This window comes from Aeromonas sp. LsrichE-8G (assembly GCF_022869435.1).
Taxonomy (GTDB): domain Bacteria; phylum Pseudomonadota; class Gammaproteobacteria; order Enterobacterales; family Aeromonadaceae; genus Aeromonas; species Aeromonas caviae.
Map to the genome: position 1 here is coordinate 1 of NZ_JALIHH010000029.1, position 16,426 is coordinate 16,426.

16 protein-coding genes and 2 pseudogenes are annotated in these 16,426 nt (G+C 60.5%); 12 read left to right on the top strand and 6 right to left on the bottom strand.

Going from position 1 to position 16,426, the window contains the following annotated elements; genetic code table 11:
* From MUW49_RS06185 to MUW49_RS06210, 6 genes are all read left to right on the top strand, one after another.
* Positions 1 to 82, top strand: an 82-nt coding sequence (locus MUW49_RS06185) for a transposase (RefSeq protein WP_202904331.1), incomplete at its 5' end; no start/stop codon positions are given.
* Positions 83 to 145: 63 nt separating this feature from the next.
* On the top strand, positions 146 to 415 hold the full coding sequence (locus MUW49_RS06190; RefSeq protein WP_041201542.1) for a DUF3302 domain-containing protein: 270 nt from the start codon (positions 146 to 148) through the stop codon (positions 413 to 415).
* Positions 416 to 425: 10 nt separating this feature from the next.
* Complete coding sequence (locus tag MUW49_RS06195; RefSeq protein WP_010674032.1) at positions 426 to 1,463, top strand: HlyD family secretion protein; 1,038 nt, start codon at positions 426 to 428, stop codon at positions 1,461 to 1,463.
* Between the two features lie 120 nt (positions 1,464 to 1,583).
* On the top strand, positions 1,584 to 3,344 hold the full coding sequence (locus MUW49_RS06200; protein ID WP_244812529.1) for a DEAD/DEAH box helicase: 1,761 nt from the start codon (positions 1,584 to 1,586) through the stop codon (positions 3,342 to 3,344).
* 87 nt (positions 3,345 to 3,431) lie between these two features.
* A complete protein-coding gene (gene dacB / locus MUW49_RS06205) occupies positions 3,432 to 4,865 on the top strand; it encodes a D-alanyl-D-alanine carboxypeptidase/D-alanyl-D-alanine-endopeptidase (protein ID WP_042017206.1) in 1,434 nt (477 codons plus the stop codon).
* Between the two features lie 202 nt (positions 4,866 to 5,067).
* Complete coding sequence (locus MUW49_RS06210) at positions 5,068 to 5,325, top strand: GrxA family glutaredoxin (RefSeq protein ID WP_244812530.1); 258 nt, start codon at positions 5,068 to 5,070, stop codon at positions 5,323 to 5,325.
* Between the two features lie 59 nt (positions 5,326 to 5,384).
* Here the strand turns inward: MUW49_RS06210 and MUW49_RS06215 are convergent, their stop codons facing one another.
* Entirely contained in the window at positions 5,385 to 5,594 is a 210-nt protein-coding gene (locus MUW49_RS06215; protein WP_010674028.1) for a DUF1653 domain-containing protein, read from the bottom strand.
* Between the two features lie 356 nt (positions 5,595 to 5,950).
* Between MUW49_RS06215 and MUW49_RS06220 the strand changes: the two genes are divergently transcribed.
* Positions 5,951 to 7,165, top strand: a complete 1,215-nt coding sequence (locus MUW49_RS06220) for a pyridoxal phosphate-dependent aminotransferase (RefSeq protein ID WP_244812531.1) — start codon at positions 5,951 to 5,953, stop codon at positions 7,163 to 7,165.
* 65 nt (positions 7,166 to 7,230) lie between these two features.
* Here MUW49_RS06220 and MUW49_RS06225 read toward each other — a convergent pair whose 3' ends face one another.
* The gene (locus MUW49_RS06225) at positions 7,231 to 8,706 is read right to left on the bottom strand and encodes a YfcC family protein (protein ID WP_109113039.1); all 1,476 of its coding nucleotides are present in this window, start codon (positions 8,704 to 8,706) and stop codon (positions 7,231 to 7,233) included.
* Between the two features lie 162 nt (positions 8,707 to 8,868).
* On the bottom strand, positions 8,869 to 10,062 hold the full coding sequence (gene fabV, locus MUW49_RS06230) for an enoyl-ACP reductase FabV (protein WP_041212832.1): 1,194 nt from the start codon (positions 10,060 to 10,062) through the stop codon (positions 8,869 to 8,871).
* Between the two features lie 270 nt (positions 10,063 to 10,332).
* Here fabV and MUW49_RS06235 point away from each other — a divergent pair, with 270 nt between their 5' ends.
* Positions 10,333 to 10,758 (top strand): DUF4124 domain-containing protein, encoded by a 426-nt coding sequence (locus MUW49_RS06235; protein ID WP_039038680.1) that lies wholly within the window; start codon positions 10,333 to 10,335, stop codon positions 10,756 to 10,758.
* Positions 10,759 to 11,228: 470 nt separating this feature from the next.
* On the opposite strand, the gene MUW49_RS06240 is transcribed toward MUW49_RS06235, so the two are convergent.
* A complete protein-coding gene (locus tag MUW49_RS06240) occupies positions 11,229 to 12,497 on the bottom strand; it encodes an IS4-like element ISAeme3 family transposase (protein WP_041205731.1) in 1,269 nt (422 codons plus the stop codon).
* A 258-nt stretch (positions 12,498 to 12,755) separates the two neighbouring features.
* Between MUW49_RS06240 and MUW49_RS06245 the strand changes: the two are divergent.
* Positions 12,756 to 13,343, top strand: a pseudogene (locus MUW49_RS06245) (PAS domain S-box protein); the annotation flags it as partial.
* A gap of 216 nt (positions 13,344 to 13,559) precedes the next feature.
* Positions 13,560 to 13,931: pseudogene (locus MUW49_RS06250) on the top strand (methyl-accepting chemotaxis protein); the annotation flags it as partial.
* Between the two features lie 72 nt (positions 13,932 to 14,003).
* Here MUW49_RS06250 and MUW49_RS06255 read toward each other — a convergent pair.
* Positions 14,004 to 14,201, bottom strand: coding sequence for a hypothetical protein (locus tag MUW49_RS06255; RefSeq protein WP_039038678.1), 198 nt, complete (start codon positions 14,199 to 14,201; stop codon positions 14,004 to 14,006).
* A gap of 61 nt (positions 14,202 to 14,262) precedes the next feature.
* Complete coding sequence (locus MUW49_RS06260; RefSeq protein WP_244812532.1) at positions 14,263 to 15,159, bottom strand: DMT family transporter; 897 nt, start codon at positions 15,157 to 15,159, stop codon at positions 14,263 to 14,265.
* Positions 15,160 to 15,270: 111 nt separating this feature from the next.
* On the opposite strand from MUW49_RS06260, the gene rsxA reads away from it, so the two are divergent.
* Together rsxA and rsxB are read left to right on the top strand one after the other, a co-directional pair.
* Positions 15,271 to 15,852, top strand: coding sequence for an electron transport complex subunit RsxA (gene rsxA, locus MUW49_RS06265; protein ID WP_039038677.1), 582 nt, complete (start codon positions 15,271 to 15,273; stop codon positions 15,850 to 15,852).
* 4 nt (positions 15,853 to 15,856) lie between these two features.
* Positions 15,857 to 16,423 (top strand): electron transport complex subunit RsxB, encoded by a 567-nt coding sequence (rsxB, locus tag MUW49_RS06270; RefSeq protein WP_139751406.1) that lies wholly within the window; start codon positions 15,857 to 15,859, stop codon positions 16,421 to 16,423.
* Positions 16,424 to 16,426: the final 3 nt, after the last annotated feature.

A 16,426-nucleotide genomic window follows, 5' to 3' on the forward strand; every position in this document is an offset into this window, starting at 1 on the left:
GTCACGCTCTTACTTTGCGGGCTCTTGCGGCGGAGCACCGTTGGAGGTGATCAAGCAATACATTCAAAACCAGCGGGGCTGACGCCCCGGCGAAATTCCCCTCCCACCTACGTCGGAGGGAGTCCCCTTTCGCATTTAAGATGGCATTATCGTCATTCACGATATTCCATATGAAATTGCCAAGCACCGTAATCACCCCCACCAGGACGCCATTCACGTGGCAGGCTGGGTCAGCCTGTTCACCCTGCACGTGCTCTGGCCCTTCCTCTGGATCTGGGCCACGATTTATCGCCCCGATCGCGGCTGGGGCTTCTCGCAACGCCTACAACATGACGAGACAGAGATCAGCGCACTCAAAGAGGAGCTGGCAGCACTGCAGGCTCGCATGACCACGCTCGAACAGACCGACAAATAGGTAACGCCCCATGGACCTGCTACTTATTCTCACCTATACAGCCCTCTGCATAGGTATTTTCAAGATCTTCAAGATCCCGCTCAACAAGTGGACCGTGCCGACCGCCGTACTGGGTGGCGTCATCATCATCGGCACACTCATCATGCTGATGAACTACAACCACCCCTATTCCGAGCTGGCTCGCAACTATTATGTCTCCACCCCGGTCGTGCCCCTGGTCAAGGGGCGTGTCACCGACGTCCCGGTCAAGCCCAACCAGCCGGTCAAGAAAGGGGATGTGCTGTTTCGCATCGACGCTGAGCCCTTCCAGGAGAAGGTCGCCAGCCTGACGGCGCGCCTCGCCTCCAACACCGATTTTCTGAAGGCTCTGGACGCCCGCCTGCGATCCGCCAGCCTGGACAGGGATCGCGCCCAGGAGCTGATGCGACGGGGCATCGGCAAACAGCGCGACCTCGACGTCACCCAGGCCAACGTGGATGACATCGTCGCCCAAATTGATCAGCAGAAAGCGACCCTCAATGACCTGGGTGCCCAGCTCAACATCGCCAAGTACGATCTGGAGCAGACCGTGGTCTACGCCCCGAGTGACGGTCATGTCGTACAACTGGCATTGCGCCCGGGCATGATTGCCGCCCCCTTCATGTTCCGCCCCGTGATGACCTTCATTCATGAAGATGCCAATGCCTATGTCGGCTGGTTCTGGCAGAACAGCATGCAGCGGCTCAAGGCGGGTGACGAGGCCGAAGTCGTGCTCGACGGCATTCCGGGCCGCATCTTCAAGGCCAAGGTGCAGTCCGTTATCCCGGCCATGGCACCGGGCAATATCCAGGCACAGGCGGGTCTTATCGATCAGACCTCGGCACAGGTACCGGGTCGCCTGCCCATCGTGCTCGAGATCACCGATCCCGAATGGGCAAACTACCAGGTGATCGCGGGTTCCAGCGGTCAGGCCGCCATCTATACCGAGCACTTCCACCACGTGGCCATCATGCGCAAGATCCTGATGCGCATGGGTAGCTGGCTCAACTACCTGTTCCCCTTCCACTGAGGTCCCTGACCTGCACGGGCCGGCATCCTGCCGGCCCGCTTCCTGTCAGCACGCCCCCTTCGCTGCATTTTCCCCGCAAGATCCCTATAATGGCGCCATCTTGCACCACAGCCGTTCCCCATGTTCGTTCTCAGACCCTATCAAACCGACGCGGTCAACGCCGTCATCAGCCACTTTCGCAAACACCCGGATCCCGCCGTGGTGGTGCTGCCCACCGGGGCCGGCAAAAGCCTGGTGATCGCCGAACTGGCCCGCAAGGCCCGTGGCCGGGTGCTGGTGCTGGCTCACGTCAAGGAGCTGGTGGAGCAGAACCACGCCAAGTACGAGGCCTGGGGACTCCGGGCCGACATCTTTGCCGCGGGGCTCGCACGCAAGGAGGCGAGCGCCCAGGTGGTGTTTGGCTCGGTGCAGTCGGTGGCGCGCAATCTGGATGCCTTCGACGGCGCTTTTTCGCTGCTCATCATCGACGAGTGCCACCGGGTCTCGCTCGATGACGACAGCCAATACCATCAGGTGATCGAGCATCTCAAGGCCGCCAATCCGGCCCTCAAGATCCTCGGGCTCACCGCCACCCCCTATCGGCTGGGGCTGGGCTGGATCTACCGGCGCCACTACCACGGCATGGTCAAGAGCCACGGCGAGCGGCTGTTCGGTGACTGCGTGTTCGAACTGCCCCTGCGCTTCATGGTGAAAAACGGCTACCTGACCCCGCCGCGCCTGGTGGACGCCCCCATCGTCCACTACGACTTCAGCAAGCTGGTGCCGCGGGAAAACGGCCTGTTCAGCGAGGCGCAGCTCAACGGCGAGATCAAGCGCCAGGAGCGGGTCACCCCCCATATCCTGAGCCAGGTGCTGGAGTATGCGGCCGACCGGCAGGGGGTGATGATCTTCGCCGCCACCGTCGAGCATGCCCGGGAAATTCATGGCCTGCTCGGTGCCAGAGGCCAGCAGGCCGCCCTCGTCACCGGCGAGACGCCGGGACCGGAGCGCGACGCTCTAATCAGTGCCTTCAAAGCGCGCGAGCTCAAGTTTCTGGTCAACGTAGCGGTGCTCACCACCGGCTTCGATGCCCCCCACGTCGACCTCATCGTGATGCTGCGTCCCACCGAATCGGTGTCGCTCTATCAGCAGATTGTGGGACGGGGCCTGCGCCTCTCACCCGGCAAGAGCGATTGCCTGGTGCTCGACTACGCAGGCAACAACTTCAACCTGTTTGCCCCCGAAGTGGGGGAACCCAGGCCCCACGCCGGCACCGAGCCGGTTCAGGTGCCCTGCCCCGCCTGCGGCTTTGCCAACACCTTCTGGGGCAAGACCGACGAGGATGGCAAGGTGGTCGAACACTACGGCCGCCGCTGTCAGGGACTGTTTGAAGATGACGAGGGCAACCGCGAGGAGTGCGACTACCGCTTTCGCGCCAAGATCTGCCCAGGTTGCGGTGCTGAAAACGACATCGCCGCCCGCCGCTGCCAAAGCTGTGACCAGCTGCTGGTGGACCCTGACGACAAGCTCAAGGAGGCCCTCAATCTCAAGGACTGCATGGTGATCCGCTGCGCCGGTTTGACCCTGAGTGCCGGGCGCGGCAAGCAGGGGGAGCGGCTGGAGGTGACCTACCACGACGAGGATGGCCTGACCCTGACGGAGTACTTCCCCTTTCACTCCCGGGGTGCACAGCGCTTGTTTCAACAACGCTTTGTGCGTCATCATTGGCCCGCCCCGGGCCTTGAGCCCGAATTCACTACCCTGGCGAGCGTGATGCTCGCGGCAGACCAGTTCCGTCACCCAGATTTCGTCATCGCCCGCAAGTCGGGACGCTTCTGGCAGGTGAAGGAAAAAATATTCGATTACGAGGGGCGTTACCGGACTGCCAACGCCCCGGCCTGACCCCATGGCAGGTGATACCCGGCAGTCACCCGGTTTGATTATCGGGGCGGTTTATGATGCCGCCCTTTCGTTCAGTTAGAGGATCCTATGCAGCGGCTGTTGATTGGTTTTTGTGCTCTCTTTTCTCTGGCGGTCCACGCCGCCCCGCTGACCCCGCCCAAGGGGGGCCAGTACGCCGTCATCGTACAGGGCAACAACGGGGTGGAATTTGCCCGTCACGCCGATGACATGATAGCCCCCGCCTCCACCATGAAGGTGCTCACCGCGCTCGCCGCACGCCTCGAACTCGGTGCCGACTTCCGCTTCGCCACCGACATCCAGGCCCAGCCCGGCGCCAAACAGGGCACTACCATCAACGGCGACATCTGGATCAACTTCGTCGGCGACCCGACTCTGTCGCGCATGGATCTGGTTGCCCTGTTCAAACAGTTGGGCGTCACCCGCATTCAGGGCAACGTCTATGTCAACACCGGTGCCTACAACGGCTACGAGCGTGGCAACGGCTGGTCCTGGGGGGATCAGACCCTCTGTTTCGCCGCTCCCGTCTCCTCGGTCATCATCGACAAGAACTGCGCCTACGGCACCATCACCGCCACCCAGATTGGCAAGCCTGCGGTGGGCAACGTGGCCACCGGCGTGCCCATCGGCATCGGCGCCGACAACGTGGAGGTGATGAGCTATGGCGACATGGCGCGTCAGTTCTGCGCTCTGGAAGTAGACATGGCCAAGGGCAACTTCTACGAGCTCAAGGGCTGCATCACCCCGAACAAGGAGCCACAAGGGCTGCGCTTTGCCATCCATGACGTGGAAGCCTGGGGCTGGGACAACATCCGCTGGGCCATGAACCGCGCCGGGATCAGCCACGACGGCCTGCTGCGGGTCACCCATCAGGCCCCTGTCGGTGCCCAGACCCTGGCGACCCACTACTCTGTCTCCCTGCCGGTGATGCTCGCCAAGATGTTGAAAAAGTCCGACAACCTCTACGCCGATACCTTCCTCAAAACCGTGGGGCGTCACTACTACAACAAGCCGGGCAGCTATCGCAGCGGCACCATGGCGGTGCGCGCCATCCTGACCAAGCACGGCATTGACCTTGGCAACGCCACCCTGGCCGACGGCTCCGGCCTCTCCGCCCACAATCTCATCAGCGCGCGCCAGATGTTGTCGGTGCTTAACTTCATCCAGAAGAACGATGCCGAGCTCGACTTCATCAAGCTGCTGCCAAGCTCCCAGGTAGACGGCACCCTGGCCTGGCGACGCAGCGTCACCGCTCCCATGATGAAGAACAAGGTACACGCCAAGACCGGTACCATCACAGGTACGTCGAACCTCGCCGGCTTCATCGACACCGCCGGTGGCCAGCGCAAGGCCTTCGTGATGTTCCAGCGCGGTCTCTCCCAGGATCCGGCAACCCACGAGCGCTACCGCGCCAGCAAGGCGCCCTGGCCCTGGACCGTCTTCGAAAAAGGCGTGCTGGAGAGCATCTACCAGCAACAACCCATCCAGATCGTCGAGCAGTGATAGACGGGCTGCCTTGCCGGCAAGGCGGCCCGATTCCCCGGCCTTGGGGGACGCTGGCGCCATCATCAGCAGTGGGCGCAATCGGAGATGGCGAACGGAAGCATCGCTATTTTCAGCTTTGACTGACAGGGCACCAGGGCTATGCTGTGCCCAGCCTCATCTCAATGGCCTTCTTCAACGGCTTGTTTAATGGAGAGAAAAGATGTTTGTAGAGATTTTTGGTCGTCCCGGTTGCCCCTATTGCGTGCGTGCCAAGCAGATTGCCGAGCAACTGACCGAGGAGCGCGATGACTTCGAGTTCCGCTACGTGGATATCAACGTGGCCGGGCTGACCAAGGACGATCTCGCCGCCAAGGCGGGCAAGCCGGTCACCACTGTGCCGCAGATCTTCCTGAATGAGCAGCACATCGGCGGCTGCACCGATTTTGAGGCCTACGCCAGAGCCAATCTGGGTCTGTAAGCCCCGACACCATGAAAAAAGGCGCCTCTGGCGCCTTTTTTCATGTCGCCAAGCCTGCCTCAGGCCACCGGCGTGAAGCGGCTCACCACCTGTCCCTGATGTTCAATCCACTCCATGAACATGGCGACGGGGCGGGCATAGACCTGACCATCCTGTTCGGATTGATAGATCACCAGCTGCTCCTGGGTTTCGGTGTGCAAGGCCAGGGCCAGAACCTGGTAATAGCCCCCCTTGAAATGGCGGTAGCGACCGGTGGCGGGTGCCTGCATGAGTGAACCTCGAGAGCGGGAAGATGAGCCCCCGTGCCTGCGTGCTCCCCTGGCAGACCGACGGGTCGGGGCCTTTTTTACCCCAGCCAATCGTGCCAGATGGGGGAGATATTTCAATACACTCATGTTGCTTTATGAAGCTACCCCTCATCTTTCACTGATCTACCAAAGAGAGGCAAACGATCATGCTAAATTCAACATTTCAACAACCCTGTTTCAGGGGTAAATATCAGGGATTTATTCCATAAATTAGATTGTTCTAGCATTCAATTCTGTGAAGAATAGGGGCAGAGAAATTTGATACTAAAAACAGCTTTTCTGCCAACGCGCCCCACGGGGAAGGAATCACGCTCACCATGTTCACTATCGACAAGTCGCACAAGCTCGACGATGTCTGCTATGACATCCGCGGCCCGGTGCACAAAGAAGCTCGCCGTCTCGAAGACGAAGGTCACCGCATCATCAAGCTCAACATCGGCAATCCGGCCCCGTTTGGCTTCGAAGCACCGGAGGAGATCATCAAGGATGTGATCCTCAACATGCCCCAGAGCCAGGGCTACTGCGACTCCAAGGGGCTGTTCTCCGCCCGCAAGGCGGTGATGCAGTACTACCAGCAAAAAGGGATGCGCAAGGTCGACATCGACGACATCTACATCGGCAACGGTGCGAGCGAGCTCATCGTGATGGCGATGCAGGCGCTGCTCAACAACGGCGACGAGATGCTGGTGCCCTCCCCCGACTACCCGCTCTGGACCGCGGCCGTCACCCTCTCCGGCGGCCATGCGGTGCACTACCGCTGTGACGAAGGGGCTGACTGGTATCCGGATCTCGACGACATCCGCGCCCGCATCACCCCGCTCACCCGCGGCCTGGTACTGATCAACCCCAACAACCCGACCGGCGCCGTCTACGGCAGCGAGTTTTTGCTTGAAGTGATCGAGATCGCCCGCCAGCACAACCTCATCATTTTCGCCGACGAAATTTACGACAAGATCCTCTACGACGACATCTCCCACACCAGCGTCTGCACCCTGTGCGACGACGTCATGGTGGTGACCTTCAACGGCCTCTCCAAGGCCTACCGCGCCTGCGGCTTCCGCCAGGGCTGGATGGTCATCACCGGTCCCAAGGGTCGTGCCAAGGGCTACATCGAGGGACTGGAGATGCTGGCCTCCATGCGGCTGTGTGCCAACGTGCCCATGCAGCACGCCATCCAGACCGCCCTTGGGGGCTACCAGAGCATCAACGAACTGATCCTGCCGGGGGGTCGCCTGCGTCGCCAGCGGGACAAGGCCTGGGAGCTTTTGAACGAGATCCCCGGGGTCTCCTGCGTCAAACCCAAGGGGGCGCTCTACATGTTCCCCCGCCTCGACCCCAAGGTGTATGACATTCGCGATGACCAGAAGATGGTGTTCGACCTGCTGCAGCAGGAGAAGCTCCTGCTGGTGCAGGGCACCGGCTTCAACTGGCCGGCACCGGATCACTTCCGGCTGGTGTTCCTGCCCCGGGAAGAGGAGCTGGAAGAGGCTATCGGCCGTCTCGCCCGCTTCCTCAAGGGCTACAAGCAGTAAGCAAGGCTCATGAAAAAGGCTCCCGCGGGAGCCTTTTTGTTGTCTGTCGTTTTCTATCCGCGCCATCAGCCGTGCAGCAGGGCCCCGGCCACCAGCACCACCATGGTGATCAGAGCCACCCCGATGATGAAGGGCAGCACCCAGCGCACGAAGCGATCGTAGGGGATCCTGGCGAGCGCCAGCCCCGCCACCAGGTGGGCGGCGGTGGGGGCGAACAGGTTGATCCAGCCGGAGGCGGACTGATAGGCGGTGATCACCAGATCCCGGGAGATACCGGAGAAGTCCGCCAGCGGTCCCATCAGCGGCATGGAGACGGTCGCGAGCCCCGAGGTGGAGGGAATGAAGAAGCTCAGGATGATGTGCACCAGATAGGCCATCAGGATGAATACCGACGACGACAGCCCGCTCACCAGCCCCTCGGCCCAGTGCAGTATGGTGTCGATGATGACGCCGTGCTCCATCACCACATAGATGCCGCGCGCCACCGCCACCACCAGGGCCACCCCGATGAGATCCCGCGCCCCGTTCAGGAAGGTCGCCACGTAGTTGGACTCCGGCATCCGGTTGATGAGGGCAATCAGGATGGAGGCGCTGAAGAAGAGGGTGGAGAGCTCGTCGAACCACCAGCCCAGGGTGGGCAACAGATCAATGCCCAGATCCGACCAGGGCACCACCGCATAGATCATCAGCAGGAAGGTGCCGAAGAAGACCAGCATGGTGAGCTTCTGCTTGCCGCTGAAGGCGAGGTTGCCGCTCTTCATCTGGGAGAACTCGTCGTCATAAACGATATCGGCCAGCACGGAGCGGGACTTGTCCTGCTGCACCTGCCTGGCGTAGCGCATCACGAACCAGGAGGCGAAGATCACCAGCAGCAGCCACTGGATGACCCGTAGCCCTATCCCCTCACCGATGGGGATACCCGCGAAACCGGAGGCGATGCCGGTGGCAAACGGATTGACGGTGGAGGCGAGCACCCCGACCCCGGAGCCGAGCAGGATGATCCCGGCCGCCACCATGCGATCGAAGCCCGCCGCCATCATCACCGGCACGATGAGAGCCCAGAAGGCCACCGTCTCCTCCGCCATGCCGAAGGTGGAGCCACCCAGGGCGAACAGGGCGATCAGCACCGGTATGAGCAGCCGCTCGCGCCCGGCGAAGGTGCGCACTATGGCCCCGACCCCGGCATCCAGCGCCCCGCTTTGCATGGTCACCGCCAGAAAGCCGCCGATGATGAGCACGAACAGTGCCACGTCCGCCGCCTTGTGAAAGCCCTGGATGGGCGCCTTGAGCACATCGAATACCCCCTGGGGTTGGGAGGGGAGCTCGGTGTAACTGCCGGGTACCGGCAGCAGTCGCTCGTCACCGCTGTAGTCGGCCACGGCCGCTGCCGCCACCGGCTGCTGGGTCTTGGCCGTCACATAGTTGTATTTGCCCGCCGGCAGCACCCAGGTGAGGGCCGCCATCAGGGCGATGATGATGAAAAGCAGGGTATAAACCGTGGGGAGCTGGCGCTTCTTGGGCGCCTCATGGGATGTGGTCATGACTTTCGTACCTCGGCGGTGCCGTCTGTGATCCGGACAGCGCAAGCCTAGCGGGTTTGTTCGGGGAAAAAGGTGATCGCGGATAATAAACCTGAGGCAACAGGTTGAGTCTGCTGCAAAAAAACAGGGCCCCGCAGGGCCCTGTCTGTGCTGACGACCGACTTACAGCTCGACCACGTCGAATTGCACGTCCGGATTCACGTCCGCATCGTAGTCCACCTCGTCCAGACCGAAACCGAACAGGCGCAGGAACTCCTGCTTGTAGCCGGTGTAGTCGGTCAGTTCACTGAGGTTCTCGGTGGTGATGGAGGGCCAGAGATCACGGCAAGTCTGCTGCACGTCTTCACGCAGTTCCCAGTCATCCATGCGGATGCGGGCCTGCTCGTCCAGCGCCATGTCGGCGCCGTACAGGCGGGTGCGCATCATGCGGTCCACCTGCTCCATGCAACCCTCGTGGATGCCCTTCTCCTTCATGATCTTGAAGGCCATGGAGATGTAGAGCGGCATCACGGGAATGGCAGAGGAGGCCTGGGTCACCACGGATTTGAGCACGGCCACGTGGGCGGTCCCCCCCTTGGCAGCCAGATCGCCACGGATGGCGGTGGCGGCGCGGTCCAGATCTTCCTTGGCGCGCCCCAGGGTGCCATGCCAGTAGATGGGCCAGGTCAGGTCGGTACCGATGTAGGAATAGGCCACGGACTTGGCGCCGTCAGCCAGCACACCCGCATCGCGCAGAGCCGCCATCCACAGCTCCCAGTCCTGGCCGCCCATGACGGTGATGGTGCTCTGGATCTCTTCCTCATTCGCCGGCTCGACGGTGGCGGTGATGATCTGATCCTTGTTGGTGTCGATGGCGGTGGAGGTGTAGACCTCGCCGATAGGTTTGAGGGCGGAGCGCACCACTTCGCCGGTGTCCGGCAGCTTGCGCACCGGAGAGGCCAGGGAATAGACCACCAGATCGATTTGACCCAGATCCTGCTTGATGAGCTCGATCACCTTGGCACGGCACTCGTGGGAGAAGGCATCGCCATTGATGCTCTTGGCGTAGAGGCCGGCCTCTTTGGCGGCCTTGTCGAAGGCGGCGGAGTTGTACCAGCCGGCGGAGCCCGTCTTGGTCTCGGAGCTCGGCTTTTCGAAGAAGACACCGATGGTGGCAGCTCCGCTGCCGAAGGCTGCGGCAATGCGAGAGGCCAGACCATAGCCGGTAGAAGCGCCGATCACCAGCACCTTCTTGGGGCCATTCTCGATGGCGCCCTTGGCTTGGGTGTAAGCGATCTGGCGACGAACATTGGCTTCACAACCGACCGGGTGGGTGGTGGTGCAGATAAAGCCGCGAACCTTGGGTTTGATGATCATGTGTTGTCTCTTATCCGTTTGATGGATGAAATCGGGGCATAAGATACCTCATTGCAGCCAGTTATGGTGCTCTGATGTGTTGAACTGCGGGGAAACAGGCAGGGATCCGTCGCTTTATGCCGCCATGGCACACCCATTGTGCAGGAGATCTCCCCGCCATGGACCAGAGAGAGGCAACGTGAGGACCGGAATGTCACACCCGGAACGAGGCCGTTGTCTGACCTTGCGCCATGTACTAGTGTGCAAGGAAGAGGATTCAAGGAGGAGTCTATGTCACGCATGCTGGTCATCTCTCTCGCCTGCCTGGGGCTTGCCACCGTCCCCGTTGTCCAGGCGGCTGTCTATCAATGCGCCCGCGATGGGCAGATCACCTTCAGCGACATCCCCTGCAGCAGCGACGCCAAACCCATGGCACTCAATGTCTATACCCCCTCCCCCGAGGCGGTGGAGCAGGCGGCCAACCAGACCCGGGAGATAGAGCAGAGCCTGGCGAACGGCCAGAAACAACGCCAGGCCGAGGCGCTGCGCACCGAGATCGAGGCCAAAAAGCAGAAGATGAACAACGAGATGACCCAGATCACGGAGAACAAGGCAAGATCCCGCAATGTCTCGGCAGAGATGCAGTCGGTCACTACCCGATATCAGAAAGAGATTGAGTCCCTGAACCAGAAACTCTCCACCTTGCAGGCAAAATAAACACTCCCTGTTTCGGGACAGAAAATATACCGAAGCGGCAATGTCGTCACGGGTTCACACATGCCGCACATCCAGAACATCACACCCTTGGCCGTTTATTTCTCACACCAGAGGATCAGATAGCGGCTTTTTCCCGATCCCCGTAGCCACCTAATTTCACCGCGTTCCAGAAGACTCAACTTTATCCCCACCGAGATCCCTGACGTGCCACAGGGTTCATATGAGGGCGATATATAGGGGCATCGTGACAATTGTCAGTGCCAAAAGAGGCGCCTGCATGCCAATATTCCCTGGGGCCCAAAGTGGTCCACGAGATAAATAACCTTGGTACGAGACCCTACAATTAAGAAGCTATTTATCAACATTGAAAAATAAAAAGTTAATTTGAGTACGATGACGACTCATCAGGACGCAATGCTATTGTTAATTTACTCATATTTGGTCGTTATCCCATTCACATGTACAGGACCTTAAGCGTTGAGTCCCTTTAAAACTCCTTCCAAGGTCCTGTTCTGTATCGATTTTCTCTGCTTGGTTCGGCAAGCGTTCTTAGCCAAATAATCAGCTGCCCATTCCAGTCTTTCCCTTATTTCTGTCAGCGCTCTATGGGCCACTGCTTCCAATAGCGGCAACCACCATGTCGTACTGTTCTTTGACGCTTTCAACATCGATAGCTTCCCTGTCATCACACTCTGCGCGACCCGCCTTTTCATCACCAGCGACAGCAAACTCGTCCACACCAATCCCTCGGCGATGGCTTTCTCCCCCGTCACAAACCCCTTGAGCCGGTTGTGCGATTTCCACTCTTTAAATAACAACTCCACCTGCCAACGGCAGCGATACAGGCTCATCACCTGCTCTGCTGACCATGCCGCTCGCGGCAGGTTGGTCATCCACAAGCAGAACCGCTTTTCCTCGGCAAACCAGCGTCGGATCAAGCGGTACTCGACCTTGCCGGACTTCACCACCATATCCAGCACCTCGGCCCGACAGCGCCGCCGTCCTGCCTCTTTCAGTGACAGTCCCGCCAGTTTTGGCACTTCCCGCCCATCACCGCGCCAGGCCTGGATTATCTTGGGGTTCAGGCTTTGCGTTCCTCGCACCAGATAAAATCCGCCAGCGTCGTTCACCTGCTCAAACCAGGCCCTGTCAATGTAACCCGCGTCAGCCAGCAGCAGGCAGTTGGCCAGCTTGTGAGCCTCAGGGAGAAATTGCCGCTCCCCTGCGGTATCGGCAGACACACTCATGCACAGTGGGCTCTGCTCCGACAGAGACATGGTCATATGGCACTCGATAGCCGCCGGACTGATGGTCTTGAACCGGCCGGGAAAGTCAGCCGCCAGACGCCGGTGCACCGCGAAGGAGGTGCCATCGTGCAATAACACCTGCTTGAACGCGCCGAGGGAGGCCGCTTTGAGTTGATGGTCGATACGCAAGGCGATGGCCCGTTCGACCAGCGCTTTCATAAACAGGGCAAAGCTCTCTTTACGCAGCTGATTGTGAAACGGTTTGTAAGAAACCTGATGCTCTTTCGTCAGCTGCAAGGCATTGAAATGACGGTGTAAGCTGGCAATGTCATTGACCTGGTCGCCCCCCATGGCCCGCAACAGTGCAGGTACGAGCATGGCAGGGGTAATGGCGCGCTGACGCAGACAAAACTTGCAGAGCCGAGCAATGCGCTCGAGTGCGGCGGGAGCCAGGAGTTGCTCCAGATAGTGATTAGCATTAATAATGGTCATAGGCTTCGCGCGTGTTGATTTTGTTTGGCGATAAAATTAGATCACAAACGAAGCCTTTTTTATATCTATTTCAATTGGTTGGCGCTAAAGATCCTGTACATGATCCCATTCAAGGGTCTCATGGAGGAGCGCTGTCATATTCTGGAATCAAAAAGCAAGCAAGGAAGCCAGTGAGCAAGCGGCAAGGGTGGTGGGCTGGGGGCATTTGAACAGGCTATCCAGTTGCAGGTCCCCTTCGTCCAGTTCACCCCGGCGGGAGTGGTCACCTTCGCCAATGCGCTGTTTCTCAAGATCGTGGGATTTGAACGTGACGAGGTGATCGGCAAGCATCACAGCACCCTCTGCTTCCCCGACGACGTCAATACCCGGGATTACGAGACCTTGTGGCAGGATCTGCGCCACGGCGTCTCCCGCAGCGGCCGCTTCATTCGCCAGTCGAAATCCGGCAAGGCCGTGTGGCTGGAGGCGACCTATTTCCCCATCGTGATCGACGGCAAGGTGGTGCGGATCGCCAAGGTCGCCTCCGACGTGACCCAGCAGCAATCCACCCTGGAGCGCACCCAGGCCCTGCTGGCAGCCCTGGACAAGTCCCTGGCGGTCATCGATTTCCAACCCGATGGCACCGTCATCACCGCCAACCAGAATTTCCTCAACTGCTTTGGCTACCGGCTGGAAGAGGTGGTCGGCAAGCATCATCGTCTCTTCTGTGACACCGAGTTCTACCAGAACAACCCCCATTTCTGGCAGGATCTCGGCTCGGGTGACATCAAGTCAGGGCTTTTCATGCGTCTGGGTCACCGGGGGGAGAAGATATGGCTGGAGGCCACCTACAACCCCATCTTCAACCACGAGGGCAAGGTGGTCAAAATCATCAAGCTGGCGAGCGACATCACCGAGCGGGTGGAGAAATCCATCTCCACCCGGGAAGCGGCCCAGAAGGCGTGTGCCATCGCCAGCGAAACCGTCGCGAGCGCCGCCAGGGGGCGGGAGGTCATCGACAGGGTGCTCGACACCTCCTCTCACATCAACACCTCGGTCAATGCGGTCAGCAAGCAGATAGAGCAGCTCAACCAGCAATCCAGGAGCATCGAATCCATCATCTCCACCATCAGCGGCATCGCGGATCAGACCAACCTGCTGGCCCTCAACGCGGCCATCGAGGCGGCCCGCGCCGGGGAACAGGGACGGGGATTCGCGGTCGTGGCCGACGAGGTGAGGCAACTGGCGGCGCGCACTTCCAGCTCCACCAGCGAGATCGTCACCGTCATCAAGCACAACTCGGAGATCACCTCCCAGATCACCCAGACTGTCTCCGTCGTCTCCGACAAGGCGGTGGCAGGTCAGGAGCAGGCCACCATCATCGCCGACGTCATCAAGGAGATCATCGAAGACGCCAACTCGGTGTCGGACACCGTCAAGAGCCTCTCCATCTGAGCGACAGCTGCCAATGACAACGGGGGGCCCAGGCCCCCCGTTGTCATTGCTGTCCGCCCACCCGAAACCCGCTCAGCCATCCCCCAGGAGATAGTGTCTGGCTTCCTCGTCCGCCAGCGCGAGGGCGATGTCCCATAGCGCGGCGATGCAGAGCCCCTCCTCCCCCACGGCCTCCTCTTCCAGCGCCTCCAGGGCTCTGGCATCGGCCAGGGTAAAGGGGGGATGGCTCAACAGGCTTTTGGCCGCGGCCAGCAAGTGCATGTCGCTCATCGGTCGGCTCCTTCTTAGACAGCGTGTTCCCCTGTCCAGACTGTAGCCCAATGGCGGCGACTCATCCCCCGGTGGCGACGGCCTGCGCACGCTTCCTGCCGGACGGCAGTTGGCCCACCCCGATGCCGGCCAGCACGGCGGCACAGGCCACCCATTGCAGGGCCGTGAGCGTCTCTCCCAGCAGCAGATAGGCGAGCAGCAGGGTAAAGACCGGTATGAGGTTCACATAGGCAGCCGCCAGGGTCACCTTCACCTGGGTCACCGACCAGTTGTAGAGCAGGTAGGCACCAAGGGTCACGAAGGCGCCGAGGAAGAGGATGACCCCCATGTCCTGCCAAGCCCAGCTCGCGGGCCAGGGCGCACTGAAGGCAAAGGGCGCGAAGAAGAGCATGCCGACGAAGGCCTGCAACGCCGTCAGTGTCATCACCCCGTAGCGGCTGGAGAGCTTTTTGAATACCACGGAATAGGTGGCGGCGCAGAGCATGGCGCCCATCTCCAGGCTGTTGCCGAGCAGGGCGTTGGGGGCGAACTCGTCGGCGCCCTCCCCCAACCCCAGCAGGATGATGCCAACGATGGCGATGGCAAAGCCCAGCAGCTGGCGGCGACTCACCCGCTCTCCAAGCAGCACGAAGGCCACCAGAGCCACCATCAGGGGAAGCAGGGCACAGACCATACCGGCCTGGCCGGCACTGGTGTAACGCAGGGCGTTGACTTCAAGAAGAAAGTAGAGGCAGGGCTCAAGCGCCCCCATCAGGGCCAACCAGCGCCAATCCCCCTTCTGGTAAGTGACGCGGCCAAGCTGGCGGTAGCAGAGCAGCCAGCAACAGGACGCCACCCCCATCCGCATGAAGAGCACCTGACCGAAGGACCAGATTTCCAGCACATGTTTGAGGGCGATGAAGGAGCTGGACCAGAGCAGCATGGCCAGGGTCAGCGTCAGGACGGGTAAAAGGCGCACAATGCCTCCATGAATTGGGCATTCGAATAATAACCATACGGCCTTGCGGTTGTCTAAAGGCACCTAACATCAGATAATACGGCCGCCTTCATACCGGATAACCCATCTTCAATGACTGAGTACCTGCTTTTACTGGTCGGCACCGTGCTGATCAACAACTTCGTGCTGGTGAAGTTCCTCGGCCTTTGCCCCTTCATGGGTGTCTCCGGCAAGCTGGAAACCGCCATCGGCATGGGTCTGGCCACCACCTTCGTCATGACGCTGGCCAGCGCCTGCTCCTATCTGATGGAGCACTATATCCTGATCCCGCTGGAGATCGCCTACCTGCGCACCCTGGGCTTCATTCTGGTGATCGCCGTGGTGGTCCAGTTCACCGAGATGGTGATCCGCAAGAGCAGCCCGACCCTCTATCGCCTGCTCGGCATCTTCCTGCCGCTCATCACCACCAACTGTGCCGTGCTCGGCGTGGCGCTGCTCAGCATCAACGAGCGCCACAACTTCATCCAGAGCATCATCTACGGCTTCGGGGCCGCCGTCGGCTTCTCCCTGGTGCTGATCCTTTTTGCCGCCATGCGTGAGCGGCTGGTGGCCGCCGACGTGCCGGCACCGTTTCGTGGCGTCTCCATCGCCATGGTCACCGCCGGCCTGATGTCCCTGGCCTTCATGGGCTTTACCGGTCTCATCAAGATATAGCGCTATGACTCACATACTCTTTGCCATCCTGGTGCTGGCCCTGCTGGCCCTGGCCTTCGGCATCATTCTCGGCTATGCCGCCGTCAAGTTTCATGTGCAGGCCGACCCCATCGTCGACCAGCTCGATGCCCTGCTGCCCCAGACCCAGTGCGGCCAGTGTGGCTACCCGGGCTGCAAGCCCTATGCCGAGGCGCTGGCCAACGGCGACAAGATCAACAAGTGCGTGCCCGGTGGCGATGCCACCATGCGCAAGATAGCGGATCTGATGGGGGTCGAGCCCCAACCGCTGGACGGTGGCGACGAAGTGGCCGTCCCCGTCAAGAAGGTCGCCTTCATTCACGAGGACATGTGCATAGGGTGCACCAAATGCATCCAGGCCTGCCCGGTCGATGCCATCCTCGGCGCCACCAAGGCGATGCACACCGTCATCGCGGCCGAGTGCACGGGGTGCGATCTCTGCGTCGACCCCTGCCCGACCGACTGTATCGAGATGATCCCGGTGCCGACCACGGTCGACAACTGGAAATGGGATCTGGCCAAGGTCGCCATTCCGGTCAAGATAGTGGAATAAACA